General features: G+C 39.5%; 25 protein-coding genes. 11 read left to right on the top strand and 14 right to left on the bottom strand.

Annotated elements, in window-relative coordinates; translation table 11 throughout:
• The first annotated feature begins 9 nt into the window (after positions 1-9).
• The 4 genes from FDK13_RS04595 to FDK13_RS04580 all read left to right on the top strand — a co-directional run bounded on the left by FDK13_RS04595 (position 10) and on the right by FDK13_RS04580 (position 3,887).
• Positions 10-1,062 (top strand): homoserine O-acetyltransferase family protein, encoded by a 1,053-nt coding sequence (locus FDK13_RS04595; protein WP_137339277.1) that lies wholly within the window; start codon positions 10-12, stop codon positions 1,060-1,062.
• A gap of 208 nt (positions 1,063-1,270) precedes the next feature.
• Positions 1,271-2,053 carry a M48 family metalloprotease gene (locus FDK13_RS04590; protein WP_137338815.1) on the top strand — a complete coding sequence of 261 codons (783 nt, stop codon included), beginning with the start codon at positions 1,271-1,273 and terminating at the stop codon, positions 2,051-2,053.
• A 75-nt stretch (positions 2,054-2,128) separates the two neighbouring features.
• Entirely contained in the window at positions 2,129-3,037 is a 909-nt protein-coding gene (locus FDK13_RS04585; RefSeq protein ID WP_137338814.1) for a helix-turn-helix domain-containing protein, read from the top strand.
• An 88-nt stretch (positions 3,038-3,125) separates the two neighbouring features.
• The gene (locus FDK13_RS04580; RefSeq protein WP_137338813.1) at positions 3,126-3,887 is read left to right on the top strand and encodes an SDR family NAD(P)-dependent oxidoreductase; all 762 of its coding nucleotides are present in this window, start codon (positions 3,126-3,128) and stop codon (positions 3,885-3,887) included.
• An 81-nt stretch (positions 3,888-3,968) separates the two neighbouring features.
• On the opposite strand, the gene FDK13_RS04575 is transcribed toward FDK13_RS04580, so the two are convergent.
• The 5 genes from FDK13_RS04575 to mobA all read right to left on the bottom strand — a co-directional run bounded on the left by FDK13_RS04575 (position 3,969) and on the right by mobA (position 9,300).
• Positions 3,969-4,739: a glycerophosphodiester phosphodiesterase gene (locus FDK13_RS04575; protein ID WP_137338812.1), complete on the bottom strand. Its 771-nt coding sequence runs from the start codon at positions 4,737-4,739 to the stop codon at positions 3,969-3,971.
• A gap of 407 nt (positions 4,740-5,146) precedes the next feature.
• Positions 5,147-7,465 carry an FdhF/YdeP family oxidoreductase gene (locus FDK13_RS04570; protein ID WP_137338811.1) on the bottom strand — a complete coding sequence of 773 codons (2,319 nt, stop codon included), beginning with the start codon at positions 7,463-7,465 and terminating at the stop codon, positions 5,147-5,149.
• A gap of 2 nt (positions 7,466-7,467) precedes the next feature.
• Complete coding sequence (locus tag FDK13_RS04565) at positions 7,468-7,836, bottom strand: DUF7009 family protein (RefSeq protein ID WP_137338810.1); 369 nt, start codon at positions 7,834-7,836, stop codon at positions 7,468-7,470.
• 18 nt (positions 7,837-7,854) lie between these two features.
• Complete coding sequence (fdhD, locus tag FDK13_RS04560) at positions 7,855-8,685, bottom strand: formate dehydrogenase accessory sulfurtransferase FdhD (RefSeq protein WP_137338809.1); 831 nt, start codon at positions 8,683-8,685, stop codon at positions 7,855-7,857.
• Between the two features lie 12 nt (positions 8,686-8,697).
• A complete protein-coding gene (gene mobA, locus FDK13_RS04555; RefSeq protein ID WP_137338808.1) occupies positions 8,698-9,300 on the bottom strand; it encodes a molybdenum cofactor guanylyltransferase in 603 nt (200 codons plus the stop codon).
• 210 nt (positions 9,301-9,510) lie between these two features.
• Between mobA and FDK13_RS04550 the strand changes: the two genes are divergently transcribed.
• Both FDK13_RS04550 and mnmA read left to right on the top strand, forming a co-directional pair.
• The gene (locus FDK13_RS04550; RefSeq protein ID WP_137338807.1) at positions 9,511-10,554 is read left to right on the top strand and encodes a hypothetical protein; all 1,044 of its coding nucleotides are present in this window, start codon (positions 9,511-9,513) and stop codon (positions 10,552-10,554) included.
• A 288-nt stretch (positions 10,555-10,842) separates the two neighbouring features.
• Complete coding sequence (mnmA, locus tag FDK13_RS04545; RefSeq protein WP_137338806.1) at positions 10,843-11,961, top strand: tRNA 2-thiouridine(34) synthase MnmA; 1,119 nt, start codon at positions 10,843-10,845, stop codon at positions 11,959-11,961.
• Positions 11,962-12,056: 95 nt separating this feature from the next.
• Here mnmA and rlmB read toward each other — a convergent pair whose 3' ends face one another.
• The 5 genes from rlmB to FDK13_RS04520 all read right to left on the bottom strand — a co-directional run bounded on the left by rlmB (position 12,057) and on the right by FDK13_RS04520 (position 17,119).
• Positions 12,057-12,839: a 23S rRNA (guanosine(2251)-2'-O)-methyltransferase RlmB gene (rlmB, locus tag FDK13_RS04540; protein ID WP_137338805.1), complete on the bottom strand. Its 783-nt coding sequence runs from the start codon at positions 12,837-12,839 to the stop codon at positions 12,057-12,059.
• Positions 12,815-14,101 (bottom strand): GWxTD domain-containing protein, encoded by a 1,287-nt coding sequence (locus tag FDK13_RS04535; protein WP_229215901.1) that lies wholly within the window; start codon positions 14,099-14,101, stop codon positions 12,815-12,817. The genes rlmB and FDK13_RS04535 overlap by 25 nt, the downstream gene beginning before the upstream one ends.
• A 72-nt stretch (positions 14,102-14,173) precedes the next feature.
• Positions 14,174-15,064 (bottom strand): SDR family oxidoreductase, encoded by an 891-nt coding sequence (locus tag FDK13_RS04530; RefSeq protein ID WP_137338803.1) that lies wholly within the window; start codon positions 15,062-15,064, stop codon positions 14,174-14,176.
• A gap of 73 nt (positions 15,065-15,137) precedes the next feature.
• Complete coding sequence (locus tag FDK13_RS04525) at positions 15,138-15,947, bottom strand: crotonase/enoyl-CoA hydratase family protein (protein ID WP_137338802.1); 810 nt, start codon at positions 15,945-15,947, stop codon at positions 15,138-15,140.
• 251 nt (positions 15,948-16,198) lie between these two features.
• The gene (locus FDK13_RS04520) at positions 16,199-17,119 is read right to left on the bottom strand and encodes an aspartate carbamoyltransferase catalytic subunit (RefSeq protein WP_137338801.1); all 921 of its coding nucleotides are present in this window, start codon (positions 17,117-17,119) and stop codon (positions 16,199-16,201) included.
• Positions 17,120-17,427: 308 nt separating this feature from the next.
• Between FDK13_RS04520 and FDK13_RS04515 the strand changes: the two genes are divergently transcribed.
• On the top strand, positions 17,428-17,874 hold the full coding sequence (locus FDK13_RS04515) for a transcription elongation factor (RefSeq protein ID WP_137338800.1): 447 nt from the start codon (positions 17,428-17,430) through the stop codon (positions 17,872-17,874).
• An 86-nt stretch (positions 17,875-17,960) separates the two neighbouring features.
• Here the strand turns inward: FDK13_RS04515 and FDK13_RS04510 are convergent, their stop codons facing one another.
• Positions 17,961-18,677 (bottom strand): YebC/PmpR family DNA-binding transcriptional regulator, encoded by a 717-nt coding sequence (locus tag FDK13_RS04510; RefSeq protein WP_137338799.1) that lies wholly within the window; start codon positions 18,675-18,677, stop codon positions 17,961-17,963.
• A 260-nt stretch (positions 18,678-18,937) separates the two neighbouring features.
• On the opposite strand from FDK13_RS04510, the gene FDK13_RS04505 reads away from it, so the two are divergent.
• Positions 18,938-19,405, top strand: coding sequence for a GNAT family N-acetyltransferase (locus FDK13_RS04505; RefSeq protein WP_137338798.1), 468 nt, complete (start codon positions 18,938-18,940; stop codon positions 19,403-19,405).
• A gap of 410 nt (positions 19,406-19,815) precedes the next feature.
• The gene (metF, locus tag FDK13_RS04500) at positions 19,816-20,772 is read left to right on the top strand and encodes a methylenetetrahydrofolate reductase [NAD(P)H] (RefSeq protein WP_137338797.1); all 957 of its coding nucleotides are present in this window, start codon (positions 19,816-19,818) and stop codon (positions 20,770-20,772) included.
• A gap of 7 nt (positions 20,773-20,779) precedes the next feature.
• Here metF and FDK13_RS04495 read toward each other — a convergent pair whose 3' ends face one another.
• Positions 20,780-21,097: a heavy metal-binding domain-containing protein gene (locus tag FDK13_RS04495; protein ID WP_137338796.1), complete on the bottom strand. Its 318-nt coding sequence runs from the start codon at positions 21,095-21,097 to the stop codon at positions 20,780-20,782.
• A gap of 160 nt (positions 21,098-21,257) precedes the next feature.
• Between FDK13_RS04495 and FDK13_RS04490 the strand changes: the two genes are divergently transcribed.
• On the top strand, positions 21,258-21,833 hold the full coding sequence (locus FDK13_RS04490) for a nitroreductase family protein (protein ID WP_137338795.1): 576 nt from the start codon (positions 21,258-21,260) through the stop codon (positions 21,831-21,833).
• Positions 21,834-21,954: 121 nt separating this feature from the next.
• Entirely contained in the window at positions 21,955-22,920 is a 966-nt protein-coding gene (locus FDK13_RS04485) for an ABC transporter ATP-binding protein (RefSeq protein ID WP_137338794.1), read from the top strand.
• A 7-nt stretch (positions 22,921-22,927) separates the two neighbouring features.
• On the opposite strand, the gene FDK13_RS04480 is transcribed toward FDK13_RS04485, so the two are convergent.
• Together FDK13_RS04480 and FDK13_RS04475 are read right to left on the bottom strand one after the other, a co-directional pair.
• Positions 22,928-25,441, bottom strand: a complete 2,514-nt coding sequence (locus FDK13_RS04480) for a DUF5686 and carboxypeptidase-like regulatory domain-containing protein (protein WP_137338793.1) — start codon at positions 25,439-25,441, stop codon at positions 22,928-22,930.
• A gap of 37 nt (positions 25,442-25,478) precedes the next feature.
• On the bottom strand, positions 25,479-26,126 hold the full coding sequence (locus FDK13_RS04475) for a SanA/YdcF family protein (RefSeq protein ID WP_374756086.1): 648 nt from the start codon (positions 26,124-26,126) through the stop codon (positions 25,479-25,481).
• Between the last annotated feature and the right edge of the window lie 46 nt (positions 26,127-26,172).

Raw genomic sequence — 26,172 nt, 5'->3', positions numbered from 1 at the left:
TTGGCACGTATGCAAGCGGAACACAAGATTTTTAGATATCCCTATGCCTATCCTTTGGAATTGGGACGTGAACTACCAGGTTTTGAATTGTCGTACTCAACATACGGTACCAGAAATTTGGAAGATGATAACATTGTATGGATTTGTCATGCCTTAACCGGCAATTCTGATGCTGCCGAATGGTGGGACGGTTTGGTTGGTGACGGCAAATACATCAATTCAGAAAGGGATTTTATCATTTGCGTCAATGTGCTTGGGTCAGCTTATGGTTCTACCGGACCTTTGTCGATCAATCCAAAAACACAAAAACCATATTTTCGGGATTTTCCTACGATTACGGTGAAAGACGTGGTTGGGACGCTGGAAATTCTTCGTCAGGAGCTTAACATACAAAAAATTAAACTTTGCATTGGAGGTTCATTAGGTGGACAACAAGCACTGGAATGGTCTGTTGAGGTGCCTGATCTTTTTGAGGAACTGATTCTAATTGCATCCAATGCGCTGCATTCTCCATGGGGCGTAGCTTTCAATGAATCGCAAAGAATGGCGATTGAGGCAGATCAAACCTGGAACGAAGACCATGAAGATTCCGGAAAAATGGGTATGCGCGCCGCGCGTTCGATGGCGTTACTCTCTTACCGGAATTACGATACATATAATTTTACACAGGCTCGTGATAATCCGGACCAAATCGATGATTTTCGGGCATCATCTTACCAGCAATATCAGGGCGATAAATTTGTCAAAAGGTTTAATGCCTATTCTTACTGGACACTTTCCAAAATTATGGATTCGCATAACGTCGGAAGAAACCGTGGAGGTATTGTGCACGCGCTTGGTTTAGTTAAAGCTAAAACACTTGTTTTAGGTATAAAATCAGATTTGCTTTTTCCAATTTCCGAACAGCAATTTTTAGCCCGTCACATTCCTGACGCTGTATTTCAGGAAATTGATTCCTTGTATGGTCATGATGGATTTTTGATTGAATACAAACAATTAACCCAGGTAATTCGCGCCTGGCAGGAAACCAACGGACAATTGCAAACAGCAAAAATTGGTTAAAAACTCTAATACGAAATTAAGAAATCCTGTGTGGCAGCACAGGATTTCTTAATTTTCGATCACTTCAAATTGCCGTAGGCAAGGCCGACATTGTAGCCGTGGATTTTAATCCACGGAAAATGAATCGATTTTTATCCAATTAAACAAATTCGGTTTTACCAAATTTAAACAAATTTGTAACCGTACGTCGCATTAAAAAAGACGCCATATGATAATCAATCGGTTCCGAAAATATGCGATAGGTTTCACCTTGATTATCATTGTGTTTATCATTTCCTTTTTTCTCTTTTTTCGAAAAACACAAGTCAATCCTGTAACTGGTAAAAAGCAAAACATTAACCTGACGATTGAACAAGAAATTGCATTAGGACTCGAATGCGCCCCGGATATGGCAGCCAGATTTGGCGGACTTTATTCTGATACTGATACACAAAACAGAGTAAAAGTCATTGGTCAAAAGCTCGTCGCAGTAAGACAGGTTAGTAAATCGCCTTACCAATTCGACTTTCACGTGCTCGCTGATTCACAAATTGTTAATACATTTTCATTTCCAGGTGGTCAGGTTTTTATTACAAAAGGAATACTGAAATTATTGAAAACGGATAGCGAAATTGCTGCCATTTTCAGTCATGAAATTGGACACGTGATAGGGCGACATACTACCGAAAAATTATCCGGATTTAATATTTTGGAAGAATTTAGAGATTCAACAAATTCATTTAATGAATACAAGCCTGACCAAATCTCCAACTACATTGCAGATATCCTGAAATTAACTTTTGATAAAGGAGTAGAAAAGGAAGCTGATGAACTGGCTTTGAAATATCTGATTGGCGGAGGATTTAAACCAAAAGCGTTACCTGAAATTTTGAAAAAGCTAAACGAGAAATCGAAAGAACTCAATGCAACGGGCTTTCTTAACCGGCATCCGGTTTCAGAAAGCAGGATTGAAAATTTAGAAAATGCTATTGAAAAGTATAACAAACATTAATAAGCTCGCTGCCCGAATTTCTTTGAGAAAACGATTTCTATTTTGTTAGAGATTTGAATTTCGTAATTTTGGTTTATGCCAGAACTTACGAACTTACAGGATTTTTACAAAGAAGCCTCTCTCCTTATTCCGGAAAGGATACAGAAGGAAATCGGTCACTTCAATGTGTTTAAAACCGAAGAGATTTTCGGCGCGAAACAAACCAGAATGCCTTATAACCGAAGAGCTTATTACAAGATAAGTTTAATCATCGGTCGAAACCGGGCGGAGTATGCGGATAAAGTAATTGAGATTGAAAAGAATGCGCTGCTGTTCGCTACGCCACAAATTCCCTACAACTATCATTCGCTGGACGATAATCAGACAGGGATATTCTGTATTTTTTCCGAGGATTTTTTTGTCCAAAGCAACACTGGAATTGTAATTCCGGATATGCCGGTTTTTCAGCCAGGTGGAAATCCAATTTTTTTTCTTACCGATGAGCAGATGGATGAAGTGAAGTTGATTTTCAGTAAGATGCTTCGCGAGCTGGAATCTGACTATACTTATAAATACGATCTGATCAGGAATTATGTCATGGAATTGATTCATACCGGACAAAAATTACAACCTGTTTCTGCGCTGAATATGGAAACAAATGCATTTCGCCGGGTTTCTTCGCTTTTTATGGAATTGCTTGAAAGACAGTTTCCGGTTGAACCGCCTCACCAGAAATTGAAATTAAGATCTGCCAAAGATTATGCAGGTCAGTTATCAATCCATGTCAACTATCTTAATAAAGTCCTGAAAGAAATGACCGGAAAAACCACTACCGGACTTATTTTGGAAAGGATTATCCAGGAAGCCAAAATTTTGTTAAGACACACGGATTGGAATATTTCAGAGATCGCATACAGTCTGGGATTTGAAGAACCAGCCCATTTTAATAATTTGTTCAAGAAACATACGAGCCTTACGCCAAAGTCATTTAGGGCCTGGGTTTGAATTTTGTAATTCCTGATTTGAAATATGCAAGGTAGGGTTGGTTGAGGTACTTTACCTTTGTTCTATCAAAATGTAAAAAATAAAAAAGATGGAACCGACAAATAAAATTGCTCTTGTAACAGGCGGAAGCCGTGGTTTGGGAAAAAATATGGCGCTAACGCTGGCGCAAAAGGGAAACGACGTTATCATCGTTTACCGTACCAATGAAAATGAAGCGAATGAAGTAGTTTCTGAAATTGAGAAATTAGGAAGAGCAGCGGCAGCTGTTCAGTTGGATGTAGCGGATACGAAAGCGTTCAAAGGATTTTTTGAAACCATTTCATCTTTACTAAAAGAAAAATGGGGCCGTGATACTTTCGATTTTCTTATCAATAACGCGGGCATCGACCGCTCTTCTTCTTTCGCCGATACGACGGAAGAAGATTTTGATGAGTTAGTAAATGTTCATTTTAAAGGCGTTTATTTCCTTACGCAAAAAGCATTGCCATTCCTGGCAGATGGCGGACGAATTGTAAATTTATCAAGCGGACTGGCGCGATTTGCTACACCGGGTTATGCTGCTTACGGTTCTATAAAAGGTGCTATCGAGGTCTTCACCCGTTATCTGGCGAAGGAACTAGGCCATCGTGGAATTACAGCCAACGTAGTTGCACCGGGTATTATCCGTACCGATTTTACAAAACGAGCTTTTTCTCATGAAGGGCTGGAAGCTTATATGAATTCTTTAACCGCACTTGGAAGAGTTGGTGAGCCGGAAGATATCGGTGGTGTTGTTGCATTCCTTTGTTCGAAAGAAGCCGGTTGGATCAACGCGCAGCGTATTGAAGCATCAGGTGGAATGAATTTGTAATTTGTTGGAATATTGAATAACAAAAAATAGCTGCGATATCATCATGATTTTGCAGCTATTTTTTGGTTCTCTGAAAAAATATTATTTCAGCAATTCAAACAATTGCTCTGGTTCATTAGTGGTAATAAAATCAACTTTTTTGTCAATGAACCATTGCATCGTGGATTTGTCGTTAACAGTCCAGGCGTTGGTTGTTAACTTTTCCTTGTGCATTTCTTCGATATAATTCTCATTCTTTTTGTAAACGGAATAGTGATAATCAATTCCTGACAAACCCGCTGCAAGAATTTCTGCCGGTGTTTTATCCCCGTTCAAATACTCTACATGCGCTTTCGGAGCCAGTTGTTTTACTTTTAGGCACACATCAAAATCGAAAGCTATGTAATCTGTAATTTTTTCAACGTTCAACTTTTTTACCATTTCAACACATTTCGTTGTCAAAGCAAGTGAACGTTCCTTATTGATGGAAGATGTTTTAATTTCGAGAATTAATCGCGTGTTTTTCTGTTTTCCACCAGTTTTCAGGTATGATTCTAGTGTTGGAAGTGTTTCTCCGTTACCCAATTTAATTTGCGATAATTCCTGAGAAGTTGCTTTTTCGATATCAGTTCCCTGAATCGTGTGATCATGGTTGACAAAAAGAACAGAATCTGTTGACATATGTACATCAAATTCGCTTCCATAACAACCCAGCTTTATCGCATTTTCCAGTGCCGCAATTGAATTTTCTGTTGCGCCTGTATTTTTCCAGGCGCCACGATGCGCGATTACTCTTGTTTTATTTTGAGACATACCTTCAACCGAAATCAGGCAAAATAACGAAACGGCAAATGCCAGAATATTTTTTTTCATTTTAATATTTTTTAACTTTTAATACAAGACTTGATGCTGTATTTTCTACCAATCCAAGTTGTGGTTAGCATCAGCGAAAGTAATGTATTTTGAGAATGGGTATGTTAGGTGTGTGTTAAGAAATGTCATTTTGAAAGCCGATTTAAAGCAATGGCTAAAGCCTAAAAAGTTCTGAGCCTTCGAGGTGCCCAAGGTTGAAACCTTGGGTTCGGTGTTTGCGCCGAAAAGCAATGGCTAAAGCCCAAGGAGTTTTGGGCGAGTTTAAACACCCAAGGTTGAAACCTTGGGTTAGGTCTTTTTATTGCGAGCCTTTTTTCAAGATGTGAAGGTAAATTAAACCCGAGGCTTTAGCCTTGGGTGGACCAGGCGATAGTATTTCCGGCTTTAGCCACTATCCATTGCTTAGCTCAGATCGACTCGGCCATATGTTTCTTCACTTTCAAAATCACTTGTTTAGAAGTAGGCGTATTACTTTTGTCGGCCACACTGCTCACCGGTACCAGTACGTTAGTCTCAGGAAAATAAGTAGCAGAACAGCCTTCCGGAATTGGATATTTTATGATGATAAATTTATTGGCAACCCGTTCAATCCCATCATGATTATTGACAAGATCTACAACATCACCATCTTTCAACCCGCGATTACTTATATCTTTTTCATTCATCAAAATCACCCGGCGTTCATTATAAATTCCCCGATATCGATCATTCAATCCATATATCGTAGTATTGAACTGATCGTGGCTCCGGATTGTCATCATCATCAAATCGTCGGCTTCCATCGCTAAGGTAGTTACCGGTGCAATATTGAAATGTGCTTTTTTTGTTGTCGTGTCAAACGTTCCTTCTCGGTTACAATTTGGTAAATAAAAACCTCCCGGAATTCTCACACGCTCATTATACTTTTCAAATCCGGAAATTGTTTTTTCAATTGCATCCCTGATCGTGTCGTAATGTTTTTCGTAATCATCCCAATTTACCGTGCTTGTGTTACCAAACATAGCTATCGCAAGTCGACAAACAATCATAGGCTCACTCAGCAGATCATCTGAAATTGGTTTCAAAATTCCTTTCGAAGACTGAATTACGCCCATTGAATTCTCACAGGAAACAAATTGTTTTTCGCCGTTAACGGTATCAATATCACTTCGTCCCAGGCATGGCAAAATGATCGCTTCTTCGCCGTGAACCAAATGGCTGCGGTTCAACTTTGTGGAAACATGAACCGTGAGGCTGCATTTTCGTAAAGCTTCGGCAGTGTAGGTGGTATCAGGAGTGGCGGAAACAAAATTCCCACCCATACCGAAAAAGATTTTTGCCTTGCCGGTATACATGGCTTTGATGCTGTTCACTACATCGAGACCGTGTTCTTTTGGTGGAACGAACCCGAAATTTTCCTCTATTTTTTGTAATAAAGAATCGGATGGTTGCTCGAAAATTCCCATCGTCCGGTCGCCCTGGACATTACTATGGCCACGGACCGGACATGTTCCTGCGCCAGGTTTTCCAATACTTCCTTTTAGCAAAAGTAAATTGACAACTTCTTTAATCGTGTCCACAGCATTTTTATGCTGGGTCAAACCCATCGCCCAACAGACAATTATTTTCGTTTTATGCTTTAATATTTCGACAGTTTCCTTAATCTGAATCAGCGAAATCCCTGAAATTCTGACTAGTTCATCCAGATTCTGCTCTTTAATATGCAGTTTGAAATCTTCAATGCCAATTGTATTTTTCTCAATAAAATCCAGATCTAAAACGGAACCAGGATTTTTTTCATCTTCTTCGATTAACAGCATCTGAATTGCTTTCAACAACGCCATGTCGCCATTAATCCTGATATGCAGAAAAAGATCTGTTAAAGCCGTATCCATATCCAGAACTCCTTTTACGGTTTGCGGATTACTGAAACCCATTAATCCTGTTTCGGGCAATGGATTGGCAGAAATTATTTTAGCTCCGTTTTTCTTTCCTTTCTGTAAAGCGGAGAGCATTCTAGGATGATTTGTACCTGGATTCTGGCCTAAAATAAGGATTACTTCCGCCTCATACAAATCAGCCAGTTTTATAGATCCTTTACCAATTCCCAAAGATTCTCCCAAGGCAACACCACTGCTTTCATGGCACATATTGCTGCAATCCGGCAGATTATTTGTGCCAAATTCCCTGACAAAAAGCTGGTATAAAAAAGCGGCCTCATTGCTTGTACGACCAGAAGTATAGAAAATAGCTTCATCCGGAGAAGCCAGACTTTTTAAAGAAGCTGCAATTTTACCAAACGCATCATTCCAGGAAATCGGCTTATAATGCGTCGCGCCTTTTGGCAAAAACATCGGTTGAGCAACCCTTCCTTTACTACCAATTTCGTAATCAGATAGTTTTGCCAAATCTGAAACTGAATTTTCGGAAAAGAATGCTGGCATTAACTTTTTGGCTGTTGCTTCTTCTGCTACGGCCCTTGCGCCGTTTTCACAATATTCTGCGATAGGGGAGCGCTCATCATCGGGGTCCGGCCAGGCGCAGCTCGGACAATCGAAACCACCTTTTTTGTTAAGGCTCCAAAGCGCCTTCATTCCTCTGCTAAAACCAGCTTCTCCAATCACTTTCTCCATGCTGGAAATTACCGCCGGAATTCCCGCAGCAATTGTTTTGATTTTGCCACGCTTCAATCCGGTGAATTCTTCCGGGTTTTCAGCTTCGGGTATTGTCGAATTTTCTGAGTCCATGGTTAGCAGGTTTTATTAGGGTTTTCGAAATTATCGGATTGATCTTCCATCACATTATCCAGACATTTAAAATCCTTTTCCAACAAAAGATATAACGTCTCATTTCCGCCAATGAGCATGTTAGTATCAAAACCGACGATATTATTTTGCGGCCATTCCGTTAATAATGTCTCAGGCACATACATCGTGATTTTGTCGTCGTCATACGCGGCTGCCAGTTCTGTGATTCCGGTTTTCTTTTGCAAACAATAACCAAAAGCGCTTTTGCCGAAAGACGTTTTTTCTTCAACATAACCGTCCGTTGATAGTCTGTCTACTTCTGATTTTGATAATCTTATCCTTATAGAATTTCCCTGAATTCGTATTTTCATATTTTTAATTTCTCTGAATCAGAGTGTTATTCTCTGGCTTCCCGAATAAATATTAAATCTTTCTTTACCCAAAAAACCGATCAGCGTAATATCAAAATCTTCGGCCAGCTGTAATGCCAGACTTGACGGGGCGCCAATGGCGGCTACAATTTTTATTCCAGCCATGCTTGCTTTTTGAATAAGCTCAAAACTGGCTCTTCCACTCAATAGCAAAATGATATTGTTTAAAGGTAATTGTTCATTCAAAAAGGATGCGCCGATCACTTTATCCAGCGCATTATGCCGTCCAACATCTTCTCTGAGCAAAATGGAATTACCTTGCAGATCAAAAATTGCAGAAGCATGCAAACCGCCGGTATTTTGAAATACTTCCTGTTCTTTCCTTAATGTTTTCTGTAAAGTGTAAAACAAATTCGCCGGGACCGAAATATTATCTTCTTTTTGCTGAAAAGAAGAAACGGTTTTAATGGCATCAATACTGGATTTTCCACAAACCCCGCAGCTGGAAGTTGTGTAGAAATTCCGCTCCGATGTCTGAAATTTTGGGACTACATTTTCGGTCAATGTTACCAGCACTTTATTCTCATCGAATATGTCGGTGTTTATTTTTTCAACCTGACTTTTATCATTTATAATACCTTCGGTAAACAAAAAGCCAACAGCCAGTTCTTCGTCATTTCCGGGCGTCCGCATGGTGACGGAAATGCTTTTTTTAGTCTGATTTCCAGCCAGATCATATTTTACCTGAATTTCTAACGGTTCTTCAATAGCCAGCTGATCTTCGGTATCAAAGATATTGTTTTTACTTACTTTCTTGACAATGATATGTTTGACTGAATCTTTTAGCATGACAAGGATAATTCAAAAATGAATTTTACGGATAATACTTTCTTTGGCAAGCTGACAATCTTCCGGGGTATCGACACTCACTACATTTTTTGGTCGGGGCGCTTCATATTTTCCAGCTCCGTTTTCTTTCAAAAAATGCTGCAATGAAAATTCATTGTTATCATACATATGAAGAATCTCATTTTTAGATTTTTGAGAATACCATCCGAGTAAAGGTTCGTAAACAGCGGATTGGTGATTATAAAAGGTGGAAGCAATTTTTTCCTGATCAACGGACCGGTAAAACTCTTTCAGGTCCTTTGTCGTAATATACGGGTAGTCACAGCCCGCGATAAGAAAATCATGATGCGGGTAATAATTAAAGGCAGTGAGTAATGCAGCCATAGGCCCAATATTTTCGTACTGCGGCAAATCTGTCAGCGTTGCATAGGGGCCAGTGATTCCGGTAGCCTGAGAGCTGTTGCAGGAAATAAAAACCTTATCACAGATCCATTCAAGCATTTCATAAACATAATAACATTGCGGTTTTCCGTGGTAGTCGATCAAGCTTTTGTCAGTGCCCATGCGTGTGCTTTTTCCGCCGCAAATGACAAGTCCATACAATTCCTTTTTCATCTAAGATTTCGAATTATAACAGGAGTGATATCAAACAGTGTGAATGTGCTGCTTTTTTTACTCAATATAACGTTACAATTTACTTAATGTGATTGGAGGGAATCTATATCTTTCAATATAAAACTTAACTTTATCTTTTAAAAGTAATTTGAAAACGTAAAAATCTGACTTTTAATAAATCCGGTCGGAAATAGTTTATCAATTGAATCTATGGAAAATAGCGACGTCAAAATTTCCAGGAAAAAGCCGATTTATCCGGTTAGTGTTGAGCTGAGGAAATACCTTCGTTCCTACCAGCGCGAAGCAAGACTTCCGGTGGGTTATAGCGACTTGCTGAATTTCTATGAGTCATTTCCGGTCATTGATAAAAATGGAAAAGATACACTTTGGCAAAGTCCGCTTTATCCGCCACATGATATTGAAAGATTGCATAATGGTTTGAAACGAGCTTATGCGATGTTAAAAGCTTCAGGAAATTTACGGATCGTTGAGCATAAATATATTGATAAAATCGAATACTGCACTTTTGGGAATTCTAATCCGTTTCGTATCAAAATTGTAAACAGACTGAATGATATTTACGATTATTTTTATGTGAAAAAGGCAGATGCATCCCGGATTTACGGTCTGGAACTGGAAGAGATTTTTTCTCCAAACCAGGTTAATTATCTGGTCGACGGCAATTCTTTAATTGAAGAACATATTGCGGGAATTCCCGGAGATGTATTTTTAAAAACCCGTTTGGAACATACCGATTATAATCCGAAACGTATTGCCAAAGAATTTGTAAAGTTCAACGAAAGGTGCATGATCACGCTTCTGGGCGATATGCGGGCATATAATTTCGTCATGCAAATCACGCCGGATTTTGATGATTATCAATTTCGGTTACGTGCCATCGATTTTGACCAGCAGTTTTATGAAGGTAATATGAAAGTGTATATGCCGCAATATTTCAAGGAAAATCTGTCCTACGTGCAATTGGCGATGGAACATCTGACGGATAAAACGGTTCTGCAATATCAACAGGAAGAACAATCTTCGATTGTACATCAGGTAAGAAGTGAGCGTCACAGGCTCGCTGCACTGCGTGATGTTTCCAAAAAAGACAATATTTCAACCTCAGAAAAAATACTGGAATTACGCGCCGGATTAGCGCAGTTTCATAACAATCCGGATTATTACAGATGTTTGACAATGACGGATATAATTGAATTGAACGTAAAAAATGTGATCCGGCAAGTCAGACTTTAATTGTTAATTGTTAATGGTTAATGATGGATCGTTTCGAAATTTGTGTACTCATTCCATGTTTTCGGTTTTAGAATGTATTTAGAAAATTTATTCGATGCTGAAATTTCTAAATCTGAAATCACAGATCCCTGTTTAAATCTACTCCAAAGCAAACGCATTAACCATTAACAACTAACCCTTAACCATTAAAATTCTCTATCTTTGCGGAACCAATCAGATAATTTTCTCTGTTTAAATTTTTCAAACTAATCAAAATCGGAAGGCGTTCAACCTTCGCAGATTCCCGCAATGAGTAAACACGGACGAATTTTAGTCGCCATGAGCGGCGGCATTGACAGCTCTCTTGCAGCCGTCATGTTACATGAACAAGGCTACGAGGTCATTGGTATGACCATGAAAACCTGGGATTACGCCAGTAGCGGAGGTTCAAAAAAAGAAACAGGCTGCTGCTCTCTCGATTCCATCAACGATGCAAGAAGTATAGCCGTTGAACTTGGCTTTCCCCATTATATTTTAGATATCCGTGAAGAATTTGGTGATTATGTAATTGACCATTTCACCGGCGAATATCTGGAAGGCCGCACGCCAAATCCCTGCGTTTTATGCAATACACACATCAAATGGGACGCGCTTCTGAAACGTGCGGATCGTCTGGATTGTGAATCCATTGCGACAGGACATTATGCCAATATGCAGTTTAACGATGGCCGTCATTATGTTTCGAAAGGAATAGACAGCTGGAAAGATCAGAGTTATGTGCTTTGGGGTGTTTCTCAGGAAAGCCTGAGCCGTACCAAACTTCCGCTTGGTTATTTACACAAAAGTGAAATCCGTGAAATGGCGCGGGAGCGTGGTTTTATTGATCTGGTTAATAAAGCTGAAAGCTACGAAATCTGTTTTGTGCCGGATAATGACTACCGTGGATTTTTGAAACGCAGAATTCCAGGTTTGGAAGCGCAAGTAGCAGGAGGGAATTTTGTATATGAAGATGGAACTGTTGTTGGAAAACATGAAGGATATCCATTTTACACCGTTGGTCAGCGTAAAGGATTAGGCATTGCATTAGGCAGGCCGGTTTTTGTGACCGAAGTAAGAAAAGACACAAATGAAGTTGTTCTGGGCGATTTGCCAGATTTGTTCCGTGATGGAATGTATGTGAGTAAGTTGAACTGGCAAAAATATGACGGTATTACCAAACCATTGGAAACCGTTACGAAAGTACGTTACAAACATGATGGAACGCCTGCTTTGCTAATTCCTGATGAACCGGGGAAAATCAAAGTGCATTTTCACGATGGTGTAAACGGTATCGCGCCGGGACAAGCTGCTGTTTTCTATGAAGGTGACGACGTAGTAGGAGGTGGCTGGATCATGAAAAATTTCCGTCAGGATAAGGAATTGTTTTAGAAAGGATATTCCAGTTGGTTATAAAATGAAAGGAGTCAAGTTTTCAAAACTTGACTCCTTATTTTTGTCTCAATCCAAAAATCTTAAAATTAAGACTAGGAAACTTTTCCAACAACACGTTGTCTTACAGCTTCATAAAGGATCACTGAGCTGGCAACAGAAACATTCAGCGATTCAACTTGTCCATTCAAAGGGATTTTCGCGCCACTGTCAGCCAAAAGAAGAAATTCTTTCGAAATTCCATCTTCCTCAGAACCCATGATAATTACCGTAGGAATAGAAAAATCAATATCGTAAAGTGATTTATCCGTTTTCTCAGTACTTGCTATGATCTGTAATCCGCTGTTACGCAGATATAATAATGTTTCATATAAATTTGGCTCACGGCAAACCGGCAGGAAATTTAATGCCCCGGAAGATGTTTTCATTGCATCTGCATTGATCTGCGCACCACCTTTTGTTGGTACAATCAAAGCCTGAACACCTGCACATTCTGCTGTACGTGCAATAGCTCCGAAATTACGGACATCCGTTACACGATCCAATAATAACAGCAGAGGTGTTTTTCCTTCTTCATATACCTGTGTCAGTACGTTATGCAAAGGCATATACTGAATCGGCGATACAAAAGCGATGACACCCTGGTGATTTTTTCTGGTAACTCTGTTTAGTTTTTCTACCGGAACACGCTGATAAGGAATTCCAAGCTCCTTGGCTGTCTTTTCAATTTCATTAAGACCTAACTCTCTCTGAATAAATAAACGTTCGATCTCTTTGCCGGAACGTAAAGTTTCAAGTACAGATTGTGTACCAAAAACCATGTCGGCTTGTGACGGACGAGGGGCGGGCTTTCTTAGCGTATAGTTCCGTTTCTCCATGCTTCTACTATAGGGTACCAGATCGGCTGATATTCGGCGTAGCGAACGAGCTCGTAATGGTCATCTACAAATTGATTTGTTCTGCGATTAAAAGTAAAATTAACATTCTGTGCGTTGGCACGCTGATCGTAAGTCCATACTTCCCGGTCTTTGCTTCTTTGCACTTTATCCGGTGGGCCAAGGACAATAAAGATCATTCCTTTATCTGTTTTCCAGCCTTCTTTGTAGCTGGTAAACAATTGGTTAGCTTCTTCAACACGACTGTAAAAAGACCGGATAGATTGTTGTGCCAATGGCGCATTTCCGTTCATTAATGTCAGCCAGTATTTATCAAGTGCTTTTTTGAATTCCTGTGCTTTTTTGATTTCTCCGATCTCTGTGTTGGTGCTCATGTAAACCAGCGGTTCCAGCAACAATTCAGGTTTGGTAATTTTCGGGAATCTTTCATTGACAACCAATAAACCCAGGCCTTCCGACTGTGTAGTATCAGCGAAAATATTATACAATCCTTCTTTTTCGAAATGGATCGTTTCGTTGGTATTGATGGTAAAAGTGCTGTCTATCGTCAAAGATTTTGAAACACTTTTAGCCGTTGTATTCATAGGAGAACCAGCTGGGTCAAAGCTATGTCCATAATAGAAGACGTGTAATGTTCCCGGTTCCTGTGTAAGTCTTTTTATTGTAAAAGGATTGCCTGCATTAATATAATGACGCTGCAAAGGTTCAACACTTGCAGATGTATAAATGCCATACAATTCACTTGCTGATTGTTTTTTGAAATGAAGAGTCAGATCATTCAAAACCTTTTTCAAAGTTCCGGTCTGGCTGATTTCACTTAACAAAACACCATTTTCTTTGTTTGGACTTTTAATATTAAAAGCAATAACAATCTTATCACCAACCTTTGTGACATTGCTTGAATCCAGTTTCACATTTCCATAACCTAATCTGTCGCGCGTTCCGTAATCTGAATAAATGACATAGTTCAGGTTATAAAGACGAACAAAGTCGGCCGTTCCCATCGGCAGTTTTCCTTTCAATGCATCAACATAAAGAAATACACGTAGTTGCGTGGTATCCTTTAAAAGATATTTGCTTTGAATCGCGATCAATGCCAATTCCTCAGGCGCAGAAATTGTTTCAGGATTTGACAAGCGTACCTGAGCCTCAGGTATCTTTTTCATTGTTTTTTCGGAGGATGCACATCCTGCAAAAAACAGTGCTGACAACAGAAAAAGATAAATTCTAAAAGTTGTTTTCATATACCAGATATCTTCATTTGTCAAATAACGAACGAAGCAGCAAATTTACCCAATAAAAATGGAAGAAAATTATTATTCTGATTTCTTGCTGCTCCGATTGGCATTTTTTATTTGATCTTCAATGGCATCCCATTGGTCTTCACTTACTTCTTTGAGGAAATTAAACTGTCCGGCCGACAGTACTTCACCACCGTCCAAGGTTATTACCTCACCAGTAATATAGGCAGAAAAATCGGAAACAAGATAAGCTGCAAGGTTCGCCAGTTCCTGATGATCGCCAACGCGTTGTAACGGAATCCTGTTTTCGAAGGAGAATTTTTTAGCCAATTCTTCGGGGAACAGACGATCCCAGGCACCTTTTGTTGGAAACGGACCCGGTGCAATCGCGTTCAATCGAATTCCATGATTTGCCCATTCAAAGGCCAGTGATTTTGTCATGGCCAGTACTCCTGCCTTTGCCATCGCCGAGGGAACTACAAATCCAGAGCCTGTCCAGGCATACGTAGTGGAAATATTCAGGACAGTTCCTTTGATTTTATTTTCAATCCAGTACTTGCCAAGTGCTAATGTGAAATAGTAAGTTCCTCTCAAAACAATATCAACAACGGTGTCTACTGCCTTGTAAGATAATCTTTCAGTAGGACTAATAAAATTCCCGGCTGAATTATTAACCAGTGCATCAACCTGCCCGAATCTTTCAATGGCTTTGGCGATAACATTTTCAATTTCATCTGTTTTTCTTACATCGCAGGCAATGGCTAATACCTTTCCACCCGTTTTTTCTTCCAGTTCTTTTACAGTATTTTCAAGCACTTCGAGTCTGCGGCTGCAAATCACAACGTTGGCTCCTAACTTTAAAAAGTAAGTCGCCATCGATTTTCCCAATCCGGTTCCTCCGCCGGTGATGATTACCGTTTTATTGTCCAGTGCTCCATCGCGAAGCATTCCTTCTTTGTAGCTCATTTTTTTAGTTGAAAGTTGAGAATTGAAAATGGCACCGGGCGGTTGAGCGGGGTTTTATTTTTTGTTAATTTCTTTAATTTCGGAAATCGGACAGACGTTTTTCTGATTTTGATTTAAAAGATTCGTTTAAATCTTCTGAGAGTAACATTGCTGCATTCCAGGTTGCCATATATTGCAGGCCATCTGCAACGGAATGATCTCTGCTGTGATTAAGGATATGTTTTGTTCCTCTGATTGAAACAGGAGATTTGGATGCGATACTTGCTGCGATTTCCGTTACGCTGTTGAATAAATTGTCAACCGTTTCATAACATTTATTGATCAGTCCGATTCTTTCGGCCTCCGCGCCGAAAACTTCTCGTCCGGTAAAAGCCATTTCTCTTGCAAAACCATCAGGAATTAATTTGGGTAATCTTTGTAATGTTCCCAAATCAGCAACCATGCCCATATCAATTTCTTTCACAGTGAAAAATGCATCCTGAGTAGCATAACGCATATCACAAGCGCAGATAATATCCACACCTGCACCGATACAGCCACCTTTTATTGCCGCAATAACGGGTTTGCTGCATTGCTCGATAGCGGTTACGGAAGCCTGTAATTCCAGGATTTTTTTACGTAGCTTTTCTCGTTTTCTGGTGTCACAGGTTTCTTCAGACCGTGTTACTTCTGCCAACATTGAAATATCAATTCCTGAACAAAAATGTTTTCCCGCACCGCTGAGTACGATTACTCTTACTTCTGCATTTTCATCCAGTTCTTCAAAAATAGATTTAAGTTCTTTCCAGGCAACAGCATTAAGCGCGTTTGCTTTTTCCGGCCGGTTTAGTTTGACAAGCGCAATGTTGTTTTCAATCGTAAAAGATATCGTTTCGTAAGCCATTTTTTAGTTATTGAAGAAGAATAAAGCCGCTGGAAATTTTTTATAAAAATAAATTTGTTATGCATGCATACTATAACAAAGGTATTGTTTCATGCCAATAATTTAAGTTATTTAAAGAAATAATTTTGTTAAAAAGAGAAAGCTGGAGAGTTACTTTATCACACCGGCAATTGTGTAAAATAGAAGTTTCTGATCGAATTTATTTAGGAATCCGAAGGAAGAATTTTTTATGAAAAATAAAGTCAGGCGACTTATTGCTGAGCCAAAAGATATAACGCGGCCATTCTTACGGCAACACCATTTTCAACCTGATTCAGGATAATAGAATGCTCCGAATCTGCTGCATCAGATGAAAGCTCAACGCCGCGGTTAATAGGGCCTGGGTGCATCAAAACAATCTTTTTGTCAAGCTCATCGAGCATTGCTTTGTTGATTCCAAAGTAAAGGGAATATTCTCTTAAAGACGGGAAATACTTAATTTGTTGCCTTTCAAGCTGAATTCGAAGCACATTGGCAACATCACACCATTGTAATGCTTCTTTTACATTATGACCGATTTTTACACCCAAATCAGCCAGGAATTTTGGGATTAGCGTTGACGGTCCGCAAACCATTACTTCTGCACCTAACTTTTGAAGACAGAAAATATTCGATAGCGCAACTCTGGAATGCAAAATATCACCAATAATCGCGATTTTCTTTCCTGCAAGATCTCCCAATTGCTCGCGCATCGAAAAAGCGTCCAGTAGAGCTTGCGTTGGATGTTCATGTGTTCCGTCTCCGGCGTTGATCACATTAGCAGGAATCCGGCTCGCTAAATAATGCGGGGCGCCCGGGCTGCTGTGGCGCATTACAATCATATCCACTTTCATTGCCAGGATATTATTAACGGTATCCAGCAAAGTTTCTCCTTTTTTAACAGAACTTCCGGAAGCCGAAAAATTGACAACATCTGCTGAAAGTCTTTTCTCTGCAAGTTCAAAAGAAAGTCTTGTCCGCGTCGAATTTTCAAAGAAAACGTTGGCAATTGTGATATCCCGAAGTGAGGGTACTTTCTTGATCGGACGGTTAATTACTTCCTTAAATTGAGTAGCAGTATCCAGGATTGTTTGAATGTCATTCTCGTTCAGGTTTTTAATGCCAAGTAAGTGCCGAACTGAAAGTTTTGTCATTGCGTCTGTTTGGGAAAGTTTTGCAAAGATAATAAGGAAGTGCGCAATGAGAAATTCAGGAACAGGAAAACTTCAAATTCTATGGATAGCGGCTTACGTTTACATCTGGTTATCAGAAAGGATCAGAAGAATTGGAGCATTAATTTTTTTTGATTATTTTGAAAATGACTTGTTTGCCGGATCGGATTTATTCTTGTTATAGCCGAAATTTTACCTGGATATTTGGATAGTCAGATAGTAAAATCTTAATCTTCTGGCTAAATTGTCTAATTATGCAAACAAATTGAAATACCCCGCACAACACCAATATGAATAAAAAGGAATTGATTGAATATATGAAAGGGCTTTTGGATGAACGTATGCAGGTTGCCTGGGCAGCGATGGAAGCAGCTCAGGATTCTGCAAATGATCAAAGCAAAAGCTCGGCAGGAGATAAATATGAAACGGCACGTTCCATGGGCCAGCTAGACCGGAATATGCACGCCAGACAATATGAACAAGTTCGTCAGGAACGTGTTATTTTGGAAAGAATTGGTGAAACTGAATCTTTGTCACGCGGTGCAGTAGGAGCACTTATGGAAACCACGGCAGGATGGTTTTTTATATCCGTTAGTCTGGGTGCAGTAAAATTTGATAATCAAACGGTGCTTGCGGTTTCCTCTTCCTCACCGGTTGGACTTTCGTTTTTAGGAAAAGAAGCAGGCGGACAATTTCAGTTTTTGAATAAGCCGCATAAGATTATTGCGATAAATTGATAAGGCTTTCGGCCGTCGGCTGTCAGTTTATGGACATAAATTAGTTATAGTCTATTACTGAAAGCCGATCGCCGAAAGCCATCGCTTTATGCCATATTGTGATAGACGCGTTGAACGTCGTCGTCGTCTTCGATTTTTTCGATCAGTTTTTCAACTTCTGCGATTTCTTCTTCGCTTAATGATTTTGTGTCACTTGGAATACGTTCAAAATCTGCTTCTACAATTTCAAAACCGTTTTCTTCCAAATAATGCTGAAGCATACCAAAAGAAGAAAATTCTCCGTAAATATTGATCTGGTTTGTTTCTTCGTCAAGGAAAACCTCTTCTCCGCCCACATCAATTAATTCGAATTCCAATTCTTCCATATCACGCTTGCCGTCATTTTTAACCTTGAAAATACATTTCCGGTCAAAAATAAAATCAAGCATACCCATGGTACCAAGGCTTCCGCCAAGTTTGTTGAAATAGCTGCGAACGTTTGCTACCGTGCGAACAGGATTGTCGGTCGTACTTTCCACCAGAATCGCAACACCATGAGGCCCGTAACCTTCATAAACCATTTCTTTGTAATCTTCCTGATCTTTGGATGTTGCCCGTTTAATCGCACGTTCAACCGTTTCTTTGGGCATGTTGGCAGCTCTTGCATTTTGAAGCAAAACTCTGAGACGTGCGTTGGTGGCTGGATCAGCTGTTCCGCCTTTTACAGCAAGAACAATGTCTTTTCCAATTCGGGTAAATGTTTTTGCCATTTTATCCCAACGCTTAAACATCCGCGCTTTTCTATATTCATAGGCTCTTCCCATGCGTATTGTACTTAAGTTTTAATAGATTTAAACTGATATGAAATTTTACTACTTCAAAATGCTAAGTTCGGATCAGATTATTACTATTCAAAAGTGCAGATAATTTCCGCTTTTTTATTGTAATAATCTGACAGATAGGTATTTGAAGTAATATTTAAGTTTTATTCAGAATCTGACAGATCCCGAATAATTTGCAAAAATACAAAAGACTGTGAAACTCAGGCAAAAATAAGAACCTTTCAATCTCTTTTTACTTAAAAATGAATCTAAAATTACAATGGGATACCAAATCCTTTGATGCGCTTTCGAATCAGGAATTATATGAACTGCTGCGTTTAAGAAATGAAGTTTTCATCGTCGAACAAAATTGCATCTTTCCGGATCTTGACGGTAAAGATCAAAAATGCTATCATTTGCGGGGAATGGAAAATGGGAATTTGATGGCTTATTCCAGAATTGTTCCTCCCGGAATCTCGTATGAATATCCCTCCATCGGACGTATTTTGGTTTCACCGCTTGGCCGGGGAAAAATGTTCGGGATTGAATTGATGGAACAATCAATAACCAAGCTGGAAGAAATTTACGGAGAGGCCATTATCAGGATCGGGGCCCAGCTTTATCTTAAAAGATTTTACGAGTCTTTTGGCTTTGTTCAGTCCGGTGAAATTTATGATGAAGACGGTATTGATCATATTGAAATGACCAGAAAGAATACTTTTGTGGAATAATGGGTAACCGGATTCGGCATTATGTAGAATTATTCGTCATTTTGGCATATGGCCTTTCACTGGATTGTATGAATTTTTAATCTGGTAAAGGTTGAAGATATATTCTAAATCCCTCTTACGGCCGGGAAATGGGCCAAAAGCAATGAATACTTGAATCTTTTGCAGTCAGCGTCCATCATTGCATACATCTGGCATGAATATTTATAATATAGAAGTCAGTCAAGCAAACTGCAACTAGTATCTGACGCCTGTCAGTTTTACTTTGTAGTTTTGACGAACACTGATAGAGGAGGGTTTACGTGGAATGGCCTACTGTTATGCGGTAGGCCATTTTTTTGTTTTATCGGTTGGTTTGGTTATATAAATGGTGTTCTTTTGTATACGCTTACGCAAACCAAGAAAACCAGTACATGACCAAAGTTACCGAATTCATACACCAGGCTCAGGGCAAGACACTCTTTTCTATTGAGATTATCCCACCTTTAAAAGGACAAAATATAACTGAATTGCTGGATTCCATAGAACCTTTAATGGAATTTAAGCCACCTTTCGTTGATGTCACTTACCATAGAGAAGAATTAATTGATGTAAAAGGCCAAAACGGCCTGATTGAGAGAATACCTATTCGCAAGCGTCCGGGAACTGTGGGGATCTGCGCAAGACTGATGGAACGATTTAAAGTTGATGCTGTTCCTCATGTCATTTGCGGAGGTTTTACCAAAGACGAAACAGAAGATGTATTGTTTGATCTTCACTATTTAGGAATTGATAATGTTCTGGTATTACGAGGCGATCCTGAAAAATCTGCGGGCGTTTTTAAAGCGAAACTTGGTGGACATACTTATGCCTCTGAACTGGTAGTGCAGGTTGATAAGATGAATAAAGGCGTATTACTTCATGCTGAAACCGAAGCTGCCCACACAAATTTCTGTATTGGAATAGCCGGATATCCTGAAAAACATTTTGATGCAGAAAGTCTTGATACGGATTTTGAGCATTTGAAAAGGAAGATTGACCTGGGCGCAAATTATATTGTAACCCAAATGTTTTTCGATAACCAAAAATATTTCCGTTTTGTTGACCGCTGCCGTGCTGAGGGAATTACGGTTCCTATCATTCCGGGACTAAAACCATTGGCAACCAAAAGACAACTTACCGTACTAGCCGATATTTTCCACCTTGAATTTCCTCAGGAACTCGTCAAAGAGGCGGAAAAATGTGCTACAGATAAAGAAGTCCGCCAGCTTGGTGTTGAATGGGGCGTTCAGCAATGTAAAGAACTGATTGAATACGGTGTTCCGGTTTTACATTTTTACACCATGGGAAAATCAGATAATGTCGCCAGAATCGCAAGTCAGGTTTTTTAACTGAATATTATTCAAGGCAGACTGCAGTGCCGTTGCAGCTAACCATGAGCATTGACCCATTTCCGAGCGTTTCAAAGTCAAGATCTACGGCGATAATAGCATGGGCACCAAGGCGCTGTGCCTGGTCCATCATTTCACGAAGCGCAATGCTTTTTGCTTCGCGAAGACTTTGTTCATATGCCGCGGAACGTCCGCCGACTACGTCGCGTATGGAAGCGAGTACATCTTTGATAATGTTGGCTCCAATGATAGCCTCACCATTTACGAGGCCAATATATTTTATGATTTTTTTACCTTCAATGTTTGGAGTGGTAGTAACAAGCATGTAGATATTAGTTAGTTAAAGGTTTGAAGTTATTCAGATAACGGGCACAATTTACAGTTTTTTGACGTAGTCATATAATAATTACTATTTCAACGGTTTGCAGAGCTTTTATGCAGCTTTCAGACGATTTAAACGGATATATTTAATTAAAGCAATTTTCATGAGTAACGTTATAGATTCCATCAACGAGGTCATTCGTAGCCGTCGCAGCATATTTCCACCAAGTTATATTGAAAAGGAAATTCCAAAAGAATTAATAGAAACCATTCTGGAAAACGCAAATTTTGCTCCAACCCATAAACTAACCGAACCATGGAGATTCCGGGTTTTTACAGGTTCAGGATTAGATAAGTTGGCGGATTACATGGGAGAAGCGTACAAGGCAAACACAACTCCGGAAACATTTTCAGAGGCGAAATATGAGGGAACTCGTTCTAAATCTTTAAAATCCGCCGCGGTGATTGCAATTATCATGGAAACCCATGCCGAAAAAATACCGGAATGGGAAGAAGTGGCGGCCGTTGCCTGCGCAGTCCAAAATATGTGGCTTACATCAACAGCCAATAATATCGGAGCCTATTGGAGCAGTCCGTCCGTTAATGACGCTTTGAAAGCCTTTTTGGAATTGAAAGAAAATCAGAAATGTGTTGGATTCTTTTACATGGGTTATCACAATCTGGGTGAAATTCCGGCGCGTCGTACACCAATCGCAGATAAAGTTACCTGGATTGGTTAACGGGCTATCGGCTATCGGCGATCGGCCGTCAGTTTTTTGAAACAATTACGATTTTGGATCATCGAAAGTCTGACAGCCGAAGTTAAATTTTCATCATCATTTCTTCTTTACAACTCTCCCAATGACTGTTCTTCGTGCCGATTCTGTTTCAAAAAAATTCGATTCTAAAACGGTTTTATCTGATGTTTCCCTGGAATTAAATCCAGGTGAATGGTTAGGGATTTTGGGAGAAAGCGGATCGGGGAAAAGTACATTTTTAAGAATATTGGGCAGATTCATGGATGCTGATTCGGGAGATGTATTCTTCAAGGAAGCGCTATTAACTTCTGTAAAAGGAGAACTAATTCCTGGCCATGATTCTATAAAATTGATTCATCAGGAATTTGAGCTTTTTCCAAACCAAACAGTAGAAGAAAACATTTCTTATTCGCTTCGTTTTTATGAGCCGGAATATCGTAAGCAGAAAGTTGAGGAATTGTTAAAGATCACTGGTTTGTCGAATGTTCGCAGACAAAAAGCCAAACTTTTATCAGGAGGAGAAAAACAGCGGACGGCCATAGCAAAATCGTTGGCGGAACAGCCGGATGTTTTATTACTGGACGAACCTTTTGCCCATTTAGATAATAGAAACCGACGAATTCTGGCAGAAGCAATTGAGCAAATGCGGCAGGAACAGCAGATGGCCTGTATTTTTGTTACTCATGAAGCTTCAGATGCTTTGGCATGGTCGGACAAAATCGCAGTTTTAAGAGATGGAAAAGTAATTCAATTTGGAACTCCGCAGGAAGTATATAATCAACCAATTGATGGTTATGTTGCAGAATTGACCGGTGATATTAACTGGCTTGGTGAAAATCCTGAGTTGAAAAAATCTTTCATTCGTCCTGAAAAAATAAAGCGGACTAAATTTTTGGAAAAAAGTAAATGGACCGGGATTGTGGAGGCCATTCGTTTTCATGGAAATCATTGGGAAATCCGTTGTACAAACGAAAAGGGATTATTAGTTTTTTATAGGAACAAAAAAGACGTAGAAAATGGTGAAGAAGTTTTTCTGACTTATTCCAATAAAGATGTGAGGACAATTTAACAGAAACTTACAAACTAAACCAGAAAGAAATCTTCAGCGCAAATGGCGTCACGTTAGGATTATTTTTATAAGTAAGCCGATGAATAGCATCAATCCGGCCAAACTTGAAAATATTATCAATACCGTAACCGAGTTCAAGATAAGGTGTATTTCCAAGTTCATTAAAAGTCTGAATTGGATTTCCCTGCGCATCCACGGAAGAGGCCAGCGCGAGGTTTTTCTTGCTTACCTGTCCGTAAAAAACTCTTCCTGTGGCTAACAATCTCCACTTTAATTTTCTGACGGCAGGAATACGATTGAGGATAAAACCTTCATCATTATGTTCCACTCGTAGTGTCAGATATCGATCACTGATAAATTCGAAATATTTCATCAGGTTGAATGCGTTGTCAACATAAAACAAAGATTCATTACCCAAAGGTGTGTATAACAACGTATAAGGAATTGTTGACGGAATATATCCCAGCGTAAGATTGTAATAAGTCCGGCCAAAAACGCCAGCCCGGAAAGTTTGTTTTACGTTAATTGCAAACTTGTGGTAGTTGAAGTCCCCTTGCAGGAAATTCTTCATTCCCATCGTATACCGAAATGTGAAAGCAGGTGAATTTCCAGTTCCCATGCTAATGCGCTCGTTATCATTTTGTAGAAACGTTTCGTTCCCTGCAAGGCGGGTTTCTACATTCAGTTCTGTAATTTGATAAGTACTTTTCAAGGGTGAATCTGCTCCCATTTGTGGCTGCGAACGATAAGCAAAGTCAAATAAAGGGTCAAAATTTCTGTGGCGAAGCTGAACGTTAGCGGTGAAGCCCTTTACAATTTCTCTTCTAAAATACATCGAAACATCTTCCTGCCAGTAAGCTCTCCTGAAAGTTCCGAATCTTGAAAATGCACCAAAAAGAGTATTTGTACCAATTGTTTCAGCAGAAACTCCTAATCTTTCCAGATCTTTTGAATAGGAAATTCCGGCCATTGTCCATGGTTTTCGGGAGAAAATATAGTCAATACCGCCGCCATATTTAAATTTCTGATCTTTGAAACCGTAGGCACCGTAACCACTTACAATCCATTTCCGGCTAAATCCCGGGTCAGTTTTAAATCCCATTCTCAGGCGATTTCCTTCAATATTGTTGTTGGCATACAAAAATAAATACGGACCAATATCAATGTTCCACTTGTCAATCTTTTTATATCCGTTGACAAAAATGTTTAATATCTCGGAGTATGTTTTTACAACCGGCAATACTTTTAAGGAATCAACAAGCTGAAAACTTAACAGCTCTGATTTGGAAAGCGATTCAGGCCGGCTCTTCGCCCAGAAAGTAGAGTCATGAACCATGTAATCTTCTTTCAGCTCTATGGCAGTATCGAAGAATTTCGGTCCTTTTGGAATATTCAGTTTATAATTTGAATTGGAAGAATAAAACTTTAATAATAATCCCGCCGTTTGCTTGGTTGGTTCGTCAACATCTATTAATACCCTGGTCTTCGTTAGAACCCAGGTTTTATCATCTTCAAAAAGATCGTAAGACGTCTGGATTTTTATTCTTTCAATGAAATTCAAATTGGCTTTTTTTCCAACATTTGCATCCATTTGGGTTAATGCAAAGGTTTTTCCATCGATCCAGAATGATCCGCTAAAAGCCAGATCCTGTTCCTGACGCGGTTCAAAATCAATCTGGTAATCATAATTCGTGCCGTTTGAAATACTGTCGGCCAGGTAATAATCGTAATATAATTTCCAGCTGTCCGAAATTGGAGAAATGAAATCTTTTTCAAGTACATTAAGCCAGTTATTATAAAAATTATATTGCTGAAAGGAAGAACCAACGATTTGGGAAACAAAACTTCCATCCGTCAAACCTACACCGGAAACTTTGGTTTTATTAATGATTTCCTTTTTCTTCTTGGGATCTCTTCTGAAATAAACGTTGGAAACGGATTCAGAAATGAAGATTGGAATAACCGTTTGTCCGTCATCACCTTTCACTTCGTCATATTTATCGACGATATGCGTCATCTTTTTTACTGCCCGGCGGTTTCTGAATTTCTCTGAAAGATTATCTATATCAATCTGGATTTTGTTATAACTTTCATATTCATAAGCATCCTGGTTCTCGGAATTATTGTTTTTCCGGTTCGCAACAATCTTGCGCATGATCGCCCAGGCGGGATTTTCTCCGGCATATATCTTAACTTCCCTAAGCTGCAAAGCGCCGGGTGTGAGTTGAATATCAATGGTTTGTGCGGCTGCGTCAGGAGTTATAGCTTTACTTTTTGTCGTGTAACCGATATAAGTGACCAGAATAGAATCGGCGGGAGGGGTGAAGGTCAGCGTATAAAATCCGTCGAAATTGGTTGTTGTTCCTGCTGGAGTATTTTTTACGCCAATATTAGCAAAGGGAACAGGATCTCCTGAAGTAGCATCCGTAACTCTTCCTTTTATAGTGTGCGTGGTTTGTGCGAAGGATCGGACAGATAATAGTATAATTACAAAAAAGATGATTGGTCTAATTATTTTCATATCTTATATCTCTGGTGAGTAAAATCTTTCGCTTCGTTCAGGGTCCTTTTTTCTTTTTTATCTCAACATTAGACGTAACATCTGCTTTTGGTCTCAAAAAATGTACATCCAAAACTGCTTTTGGCCTTGCCAGATATTCGCGGATCAGCGTACGAATCGAATAACCGTCCGGAACATCCTGTGCAGCAAATGAAATTGCATTAATTCCTTCATTATGGGCAATATATAATGCCCTGGCGTTGTGGAAGTTTTGTGAAATAACCGTAAAATTATCCTGGTTAAAAACTTCCTTACAGCGAACTACCGAATCAAAAGTCCGGAATCCGGCATAATCTAATGTCATAACATTTTCCGGAATTCCCAAATTGAGCAGGGCTCTTTGCATGTCGAGCGGCTCATTGTAATACTGCGAGTCGTTGTTTCCGCTCAAAATAATATACTTGATTTTACCTTCCTTGAAAAGTCGTGCCGTAGCCTCCATGCGGTATTTGAAAAACAGATTTTCTTTTCCGCTTTCCGTATTCCGGCTAGTCCCCAAAACCAGTGCGACGTCGTTAGAAGGAAGATCATTAATTGAAAAATAGTTATACTGCTTGGTACAATATACCACCCAGAAATTGCACAGCAGGATAAAGACCAGGCTGGCAAAGAGTAGAGCAATAACTATTTTTATCAATTTTTTCACGGGCATCCTTAAAGTTAACCTCTAAGTTGATGTATATATTATGAGG

The sequence above is a fragment of the Dyadobacter frigoris genome, from assembly GCF_005280585.1.
Lineage (GTDB): Bacteria > Bacteroidota > Bacteroidia > Cytophagales > Spirosomataceae > Dyadobacter > Dyadobacter frigoris.
Note: the sequence above shows the minus strand (reverse complement) of the source record. Positions and strands in the feature narration are given on the sequence as shown.

Bases quoted from the DNA above. Each gene is read 5' to 3' on its own strand.
- FDK13_RS04595 (WP_137339277.1), top strand. From the start codon at position 10: ATGCAAGCGGAACACAAGATTTTTAGATATCCCTATGCCTATCCTTTG.
- FDK13_RS04520 (WP_137338801.1), bottom strand. From the start codon at position 17,119: ATGACAAAACTTTCAGTTCGGCACTTACTTGGCATTAAAAACCTGAAC.
- FDK13_RS04590 (WP_137338815.1), top strand. From the start codon at position 1,271: ATGATAATCAATCGGTTCCGAAAATATGCGATAGGTTTCACCTTGATT.
- FDK13_RS04580 (WP_137338813.1), top strand. From the start codon at position 3,126: ATGGAACCGACAAATAAAATTGCTCTTGTAACAGGCGGAAGCCGTGGT.
- FDK13_RS04510 (WP_137338799.1), bottom strand. From the start codon at position 18,677: ATGGGAAGAGCCTATGAATATAGAAAAGCGCGGATGTTTAAGCGTTGG.
- rlmB (WP_137338805.1), bottom strand. From the start codon at position 12,839: ATGGAGAAACGGAACTATACGCTAAGAAAGCCCGCCCCTCGTCCGTCA.
- FDK13_RS04490 (WP_137338795.1), top strand. From the start codon at position 21,258: ATGAGTAACGTTATAGATTCCATCAACGAGGTCATTCGTAGCCGTCGC.
- FDK13_RS04485 (WP_137338794.1), top strand. From the start codon at position 21,955: ATGACTGTTCTTCGTGCCGATTCTGTTTCAAAAAAATTCGATTCTAAA.
- FDK13_RS04535 (WP_229215901.1), bottom strand. From the start codon at position 14,101: ATGAAAACAACTTTTAGAATTTATCTTTTTCTGTTGTCAGCACTGTTT.
- fdhD (WP_137338809.1), bottom strand. From the start codon at position 8,685: ATGCTAAAAGATTCAGTCAAACATATCATTGTCAAGAAAGTAAGTAAA.
- FDK13_RS04585 (WP_137338814.1), top strand. From the start codon at position 2,129: ATGCCAGAACTTACGAACTTACAGGATTTTTACAAAGAAGCCTCTCTC.
- FDK13_RS04480 (WP_137338793.1), bottom strand. From the start codon at position 25,441: ATGAAAATAATTAGACCAATCATCTTTTTTGTAATTATACTATTATCT.
- FDK13_RS04505 (WP_137338798.1), top strand. From the start codon at position 18,938: ATGAATCTAAAATTACAATGGGATACCAAATCCTTTGATGCGCTTTCG.
- mobA (WP_137338808.1), bottom strand. From the start codon at position 9,300: ATGAAAAAGGAATTGTATGGACTTGTCATTTGCGGCGGAAAAAGCACA.
- FDK13_RS04515 (WP_137338800.1), top strand. From the start codon at position 17,428: ATGAATAAAAAGGAATTGATTGAATATATGAAAGGGCTTTTGGATGAA.
- FDK13_RS04575 (WP_137338812.1), bottom strand. From the start codon at position 4,739: ATGAAAAAAAATATTCTGGCATTTGCCGTTTCGTTATTTTGCCTGATT.
- FDK13_RS04565 (WP_137338810.1), bottom strand. From the start codon at position 7,836: ATGAAAATACGAATTCAGGGAAATTCTATAAGGATAAGATTATCAAAA.
- metF (WP_137338797.1), top strand. From the start codon at position 19,816: ATGACCAAAGTTACCGAATTCATACACCAGGCTCAGGGCAAGACACTC.
- FDK13_RS04495 (WP_137338796.1), bottom strand. From the start codon at position 21,097: ATGCTTGTTACTACCACTCCAAACATTGAAGGTAAAAAAATCATAAAA.
- FDK13_RS04530 (WP_137338803.1), bottom strand. From the start codon at position 15,064: ATGAGCTACAAAGAAGGAATGCTTCGCGATGGAGCACTGGACAATAAA.
- FDK13_RS04550 (WP_137338807.1), top strand. From the start codon at position 9,511: ATGGAAAATAGCGACGTCAAAATTTCCAGGAAAAAGCCGATTTATCCG.
- FDK13_RS04525 (WP_137338802.1), bottom strand. From the start codon at position 15,947: ATGGCTTACGAAACGATATCTTTTACGATTGAAAACAACATTGCGCTT.
- mnmA (WP_137338806.1), top strand. From the start codon at position 10,843: ATGAGTAAACACGGACGAATTTTAGTCGCCATGAGCGGCGGCATTGAC.
- FDK13_RS04570 (WP_137338811.1), bottom strand. From the start codon at position 7,465: ATGGACTCAGAAAATTCGACAATACCCGAAGCTGAAAACCCGGAAGAA.